We start from the raw sequence: 7,550 nt of genomic DNA on the forward strand, positions 1-7,550 counted from the left end.
TATGAGTCTCTTTGCGCCCGCCACGGTCCTGGCACCCCTGCTCAATGAATGGCTGCCCCGGCAGCGCTGGTTTCCGGTCAAAGCGGGGTCATTCGACCTCGACTTCGTCGGCGCCTTCAGGCTTGTTGACCCCGCCGCGGGTGCGGGCTTGGAGGTCCGGCTACTGTCCATCCGCTACGCAACGGCCGACGGCGGGATGCAGACTGACATCATCCAGGTCCCGCTCAGTTACCGTTATGCTCCGCTGCCGGCTTTGGCCGCTGCCTTAGTGGGCCAGATCAGCGGAACGGTCGACGGCGACAAGCCAGTCTGGGTCTACGACGCGCCCCACGATCCCGCTTTCGTGACTGCTTGGCTGGATCTCATCAGGGAGGAGGCCTCGGTGGAACCCGGAGAGGGGGAGTGCGCAGCGAGCGGCCATTCGGTGCCTGGCAGCCTGCGGCTGCCCACTGCCGATGGATCCGTGCGCGTCTCTTCCGGCGAGCAGTCCAACACTTCGGTGATCGTCGACGACGGCGTGTCCGCGGCGATCGTGAAGATCTTCCGTGTCCTGTCTATAGGTAAGAACCCGGAGGTCGAGGTCGGCGCCGCCTTGACTGCGGCAGGAACCCAGGAAGTGCCATCGACGATCGGCTGGATTACCGGAACATGGGAAGTGCGGACGCCTCTGGGCCGGCACGGCACGGCCTCCGCGGACCTCGCGGTGGCCCACGAGTTCCTCGCGGGCGGGCAGGACGCTTGGCGTCTCGCGGTCAACGCCGCCGCAACCGGCACGGACTTTAGGGCCGAGGCCAGGGAGATGGGCCGGGCGACGGCCACCGTGCACCTGCGTCTTGCGGAGAGCCTTGGGACTGCCGGGGAACGGGTTCCAGGCCAGGACATCGCGCCCGAAGTAGTCCGGCGCGTCCGCCAGTCGTGGGCTGAAGCGGGCACCGCCGTCGGGCCCCATGAGCAGCAGCTCGAGGCCCTCATGTCCCAACTGGAGGGCAAAGAGTCCGGGACACTGCAGCGCGTCCACGGTGACCTTCACTTGGGCCAGATCCTCTTGGTGCCCGGCGCCGCCGGCGCACCGGGCCGGTGGGCGATCCTGGACTTTGAGGGCGAGCCACTGAGGCCGATCGAACACCGTAACATCCCCGACGTTCCCTTGCGCGACGTCGTCGGAATGCTGAGGTCGTTCGACTATGCGGCCGGCGCGGCGGCCCGCGAGAATCCTGGCGCCGTGGTGCCCGACACATGGGTTGATGACTGCGCCGAAGCGTTCCTGGCCGGGTATAGCGACATCACCCCGGGAACGATTGACCGCCGCTCACCGCTGTTTGTGGCATTGTGGCTGGACAAGGCCTTGTACGAGGTGATTTACGAGTTGCGGAACAGGCCGGATTGGTTACCCATTCCGGTCAACGCCTCTCGGCAGCTCCTCGGCAATACGAGCCCCGGCACGGATGCCGCGGCGACATCGGAAGGTAAGGAAATGACAGGCTCAGCACGTACCGAACGGCCCCGGGTCCCGCTGTATGTGGACGCCGCTACCTTGGGCCGGGTGGCCGCTGGTGCGCACCACGCCCCGCACTCGGTGCTGGGTGCACACCTCGACGACCACGGCCACGTCACCATCCGAACCGTCAAGCATCTCGCGGCTTCGGCCACGGTGGTCACCGAAGCCGGTTCCACGCCGATGACCCACGAGAGCGACGGCGTCTGGGTGGCGGTCCTCGAGCCGGTGCAGCCCGGCCACGTGCCGGATTACCGCCTGGAGGTGGTGTACGGCGATTCCGATCCCGTGACCATCAATGATCCCTACCACTACCTCCCGACCGTCGGTGAAGTGGACCTGCACCTCATCGGAGAAGGCCGGCACGAACGGCTCTGGGACACGCTGGGCTCCCACGTCCAGCACTACCGCTCCCCGCTCGGCGATGTAGACGGTGTCTCTTTCGCCGTCTGGGCGCCTAACGCGCAGGCAGTCCGCGTCAAAGGCGACTTCAACTCCTGGGACGGGCGTGAACACGCTTTGCGCTCCCTCGGCTCCTCAGGAGTCTGGGAAGTCTTCATTCCGGGCGTTGTAGCAGGGGCGCGCTACAAATTCGAGCTGCTCACCAAGGCCGGACATTGGGTAGAGAAAGCGGACCCGCTCGCCTTCGGCACCGAAGTACCACCCTTGACCGCTTCACGCGTGGTTGAGTCCAGCTACCGCTTCAAGGACGACGCTTGGATGACTGCGCGTGCCAACAAGGATCCGCACAACTCGCCCATGAGCGTGTACGAAGTCCATCTCGGTTCCTGGCGCCTTGGTCTTGGGTACAAAGAGTTGGCCAAGGACCTCGTGGAATACGTGAAGTGGCTTGGCTTCACCCACGTCGAGTTCATGCCGGTAGCCGAGCACCCCTTTGGTGGTTCGTGGGGCTACCAGGTGACGTCCTATTTTGCTCCGACCTCTCGCTTCGGGCATCCTGATGAGTTCCGATTCCTGGTCGATTCGCTGCACCAAGCGGGCATCGGCGTCCTTTTGGACTGGGTCCCGGCGCACTTCCCGAAGGACGCATGGGCCCTTGCCCGCTTCGACGGCGAACCGCTGTACGAGCACTCCGATCCCCGGCTTGGCGAGCACCCGGACTGGGGCACGCTCATCTTCGACTTCGGACGCACCGAGGTGCGCAACTTTCTGGTCGCGAACGCCTTGTACTGGCTTGAGGAATTCCACATCGATGGGCTTCGGGTGGACGCTGTGGCGTCCATGCTCTACCGGGACTACTCACGCGAGGAAGGAGAATGGTTCCCCAACATCCACGGCGGACGGGAGAACCTGGAAGCCATTTCCTTCCTCCAAGAGGTCAACGCCACGATCTACAAGACCCACCCCGGCGCAGTGACCATTGCCGAGGAATCCACGGCGTTTCCCGGTGTCACCGCGCCCACCAATCATGGTGGCCTGGGATTCGGCCTCAAATGGAACATGGGCTGGATGCACGATTCCCTCAAATACATCTCCGAAAACCCGATCAACCGTCGCTGGCACCACGGTACGTTGACGTTCTCCATGGTCTACGCCTTCACGGAGAACTTCCTGCTGCCCATCAGCCATGATGAGGTAGTGCATGGCAAGGGCTCCATGCTGCGTAAGATGCCCGGTGATCGATGGCAACAGCTCGCGAACCTGAGGGCCTTCCTGGCGTACCAATGGGCCCACCCGGGCAAGCAGCTCATCTTCATGGGCACCGAATTCGGCCAGGAAGCCGAATGGTCCGAGCAGCACGGCCTCGACTGGTTCCTTGCCGACATCCCCTCGCACCGGGGGCTCCAGCTGCTCACCCGCGAGTTGAACACTTTGTACAGCTCGACGCCGGCCTTGCACGTTCGGGACAACGAACCCGGCGGCTTCCAATGGATCAACGGTGCAGACGCAGATCGCAATGTGCTGACATTCATCCGGTGGGACCACGACGGCAATCCCTTGGTATGCGCCGTGAATTTCTCTGGCGGCCCCCACAAGGACTATGTGCTTGGCGTCCCATCTGCCGGGGCATGGCAGGAAGTGCTTAACACTGACGCCGAGGTGTACGGAGGCTCCGATGTGATCAACAGCGGTGAGCTGGTTGCCACCGCGCCTGGAGCGGAAGGACTGCCTGCGGCACTGACTGTCACCTTGCCGCCGCTCGGCGCGTCCTGGTTCACGCCTTTGGCCTAGTTACCCTTGCTTGGCTGAGCTTGGGCCCGGAAGCCGCGGGTTTCCGGGCCCAAGCTTCTTGCGTCCAGGCCCTCGCCCGGACGCAGGAGCTAGGGCGAGGAGCTTTTTGCCTCCCCGGGGAAGTGGTGGTATAGTTAGTACCCGCGCTGCTCCCCAGTGGAGATCGGTGAAGTTGACTAAGTTCCTCGTGAAAATCAAGTCAAGGACGCCGATTTGACTAGGAGGTATGCAGCCGGTAAGTTTGGGAAGTTGCTCCGGAGCGATCTTGGACCGTGTGGTTTGGGTGGTGTCGGGTGTGTCTGTTGTTTGAGAACTCAATAGTGTGCCAAGTTTGTTGATACCGATTTTTTATTGAATTGGTTGATTTTGCCGGGCCTTGTCTGTTTTTGTGGGTGGGGTCTGGTTTTCAGCTGGTTTCAAATTTTGTGCAGCCCTGTCGCCGTTGTTTCCGGTGGTGGTGGTTGTGTCTGTTTTTGTTTTACTTCAACGGAGAGTTTGATCCTGGCTCAGGATGAACGCTGGCGGCGTGCTTAACACATGCAAGTCGAACGATGATCTCCAGCTTGCTGGGGGGATTAGTGGCGAACGGGTGAGTAACACGTGAGTAACCTGCCCTTGACTCTGGGATAAGCCTGGGAAACTGGGTCTAATACCGGATATGACCGCTCCGCGCATGTGGTGGTGGTGGAAAGCTTTTGCGGTTTTGGATGGACTCGCGGCCTATCAGCTTGTTGGTGGGGTAATGGCCTACCAAGGCGACGACGGGTAGCCGGCCTGAGAGGGTGACCGGCCACACTGGGACTGAGACACGGCCCAGACTCCTACGGGAGGCAGCAGTGGGGAATATTGCACAATGGGCGAAAGCCTGATGCAGCGACGCCGCGTGAGGGATGACGGCCTTCGGGTTGTAAACCTCTTTCAGTAGGGAAGAAGCGTAAGTGACGGTACCTGCAGAAGAAGCGCCGGCTAACTACGTGCCAGCAGCCGCGGTAATACGTAGGGCGCAAGCGTTATCCGGAATTATTGGGCGTAAAGAGCTCGTAGGCGGTTTGTCGCGTCTGCTGTGAAAGACCGGGGCTCAACTCCGGTTCTGCAGTGGGTACGGGCAGACTAGAGTGATGTAGGGGAGACTGGAATTCCTGGTGTAGCGGTGAAATGCGCAGATATCAGGAGGAACACCGATGGCGAAGGCAGGTCTCTGGGCATTAACTGACGCTGAGGAGCGAAAGCATGGGGAGCGAACAGGATTAGATACCCTGGTAGTCCATGCCGTAAACGTTGGGCACTAGGTGTGGGGGACATTCCACGTTTTCCGCGCCGTAGCTAACGCATTAAGTGCCCCGCCTGGGGAGTACGGCCGCAAGGCTAAAACTCAAAGGAATTGACGGGGGCCCGCACAAGCGGCGGAGCATGCGGATTAATTCGATGCAACGCGAAGAACCTTACCAAGGCTTGACATGGACTAGTAAAGCGCAGAGATGCGTTCCCCTCTTGAGGCTGGTTCACAGGTGGTGCATGGTTGTCGTCAGCTCGTGTCGTGAGATGTTGGGTTAAGTCCCGCAACGAGCGCAACCCTCGTTCTATGTTGCCAGCGCGTGATGGCGGGGACTCATAGGAGACTGCCGGGGTCAACTCGGAGGAAGGTGGGGACGACGTCAAATCATCATGCCCCTTATGTCTTGGGCTTCACGCATGCTACAATGGCCGGTACAAAGGGTTGCGATACTGTGAGGTGGAGCTAATCCCAAAAAGCCGGTCTCAGTTCGGATTGGGGTCTGCAACTCGACCCCATGAAGTCGGAGTCGCTAGTAATCGCAGATCAGCAACGCTGCGGTGAATACGTTCCCGGGCCTTGTACACACCGCCCGTCAAGTCACGAAAGTTGGTAACACCCGAAGCCGGTGGCCTAACCCCTTTGTGGGAGGGAGCTGTCGAAGGTGGGACCGGCGATTGGGACTAAGTCGTAACAAGGTAGCCGTACCGGAAGGTGCGGCTGGATCACCTCCTTTCTAAGGAGCACCATTATTGCCCCTGTGCTGTCTGCATGGATGGTTCGGGGGTGTGTGGAAGCAAAGCCCATTGCGCAGGCGTTCGTTCTGCGGTGGGTGCTCATGGGTGGAATTTCAGCAGATAGCGGCCGGTGTTTTTTCTGTGCTTAGTACGGTTGTTCCTCGTTTTGCGGGGGGTGGTCTGGAAGGGTGCGGGGAGGGTGTTGGTGTTCGTGTTTGGCACACTGTTGGGTCCTGAGGCAACAGGGCCGGGAGGGGTTGGGTGGCCTGTGAGGGTTGTCTGGTTTGTTCCGGGTTTGTTTGTTTCTGGTTTCCTGGCTGCATGGTTCGTGCGTGTGGTTTCCTGTTCCTGTTGTGGGGGTGGGGGGCTGGTGCGGGGTGTGTGGTACGGGGTTGTTGTTTGAGAACTACATAGTGGACGCGAGCATCTAGGCGCGCGGCAGGCATTTTGGTGTTTGTTTGCGTGTCTTACAGCAATTTCTTTTTTATGAACCCGGCCATTTCGGTGGTTTGGTTCTTTCGAGAGTTTTTGATCTTTGTGTGGTCAAGTTTTTAAGGGCACACGGTGGATGCCTTGGCATTAGGAGCCGAAGAAGGACGTAGGAATCTGCGATAAGCCTGGGGGAGTCGATAACCGGACTGTGATCCCAGGATGTCCGAATGGGGAAACCCCGCCAGGGGCGTTTAGGCGTGATCTGGTGACCCGCATCTGAACACATAGGGTGTGTGGAGGGAACGCGGGGAAGTGAAACATCTCAGTACCCGCAGGAAGAGAAAACAAGAGTGATTCCGTTAGTAGTGGCGAGCGAACGCGGATGAGGCCAAACCGTTCCATGTGTGATAGCCGGCGGGCGTTGCATGGGCGGGGTTGTGGGACTTTCCGTACTGGTTCTGCCGGACCGGTGGGGTGTGGGTGCAGGCATAGGTGAACGGTCTTGAAAGGCCGGCCGGAGAGGGTGTTAGCCCCGTAACCGTAATGTTGTGTACCGCCTGGAGAGGATCCCAAGTAGCACGGGGCCCGAGAAATCCCGTGTGAATCTGTCAGGACCACCTGATAAGCCTAAATACTTCCTAATGACCGATAGCGGACCAGTACCGTGAGGGAAAGGTGAAAAGTACCCCGGGAGGGGAGTGAAACAGTACCTGAAACCGTGTGCTTACAATCCGTCGGAGCAGCCTTGTAGTTGTGACGGCGTGCCTTTTGAAGAATGAGCCTGCGAGTTAGTGTTACGTCGCGAGGTTAACCCGTGTGGGGTAGCCGTAGCGAAAGCGAGTCTGAATAGGGCGAGTTAGTGGCGTGATCTAGACCCGAAGCGGAGTGATCTACCCATGGCCAGGTTGAAGCGACGGTAAGACGTCGTGGAGGACCGAACCCACTTCAGTTGAAAATGGAGGGGATGAGCTGTGGGTAGGGGTGAAAGGCCAATCAAACTCCGTGATAGCTGGTTCTCCCCGAAATGCATTTAGGTGCAGCGTTGCGTGTTTCTTGCCGGAGGTAGAGCTACTGGATGGCCGATGGGCCCTACAAGGTTACTGACGTCAGCCAAACTCCGAATGCCGGTAAGTGAGAGCGCAGCAGTGAGACTGTGGGGGATAAGCTTCATAGTCGAGAGGGAAACAGCCCAGACCACCAACTAAGGCCCCTAAGCGTGTGCTAAGTGGGAAAGGATGTGGAGTTGCGAAGACAACCAGGAGGTTGGCTTAGAAGCAGCCATCCTTGAAAGAGTGCGTAATAGCTCACTGGTCAAGTGATTCCGCGCCGACAATGTAGCGGGGCTCAAGTACACCGCCGAAGTTGTGGATTTCAGATAGTAGACAAGCCTTCGTGGTTCAGTCGTCTGGAGTGGTAGGGG

Annotated in this window: 1 protein-coding gene, 1 rRNA gene and 2 other annotated features (1 of these 4 only partly in view); both genes read left to right on the plus strand. The window is 59.8% G+C overall.

The features are described 5' to 3' along the window. The first annotated feature begins 1 nt into the window (after window position 1). Window positions 2–3,688, plus strand: a complete 3,687-nt coding sequence (locus A3M3_RS0108585) for a 1,4-alpha-glucan branching enzyme (RefSeq protein WP_028265991.1) — start codon at window positions 2–4, stop codon at window positions 3,686–3,688. A 483-nt stretch (window positions 3,689–4,171) separates the two neighbouring features. After that, a 16S ribosomal RNA gene (locus tag A3M3_RS0108590) occupies window positions 4,172–5,697 on the plus strand. A gap of 556 nt (window positions 5,698–6,253) precedes the next feature. Next, window positions 6,254–6,856 (plus strand) — a sequence feature (23S ribosomal RNA rRNA prediction is too short). 7 nt (window positions 6,857–6,863) lie between these two features. Continuing rightward, window positions 6,864–7,550 (plus strand) — a sequence feature (23S ribosomal RNA rRNA prediction is too short); it runs 129 nt beyond the window's last position.

The organism is Arthrobacter sp. MA-N2 (assembly GCF_000517125.1).
In the GTDB taxonomy this organism is placed as follows: Bacteria; Actinomycetota; Actinomycetes; order Actinomycetales; family Micrococcaceae; genus Arthrobacter; species Arthrobacter methylotrophus.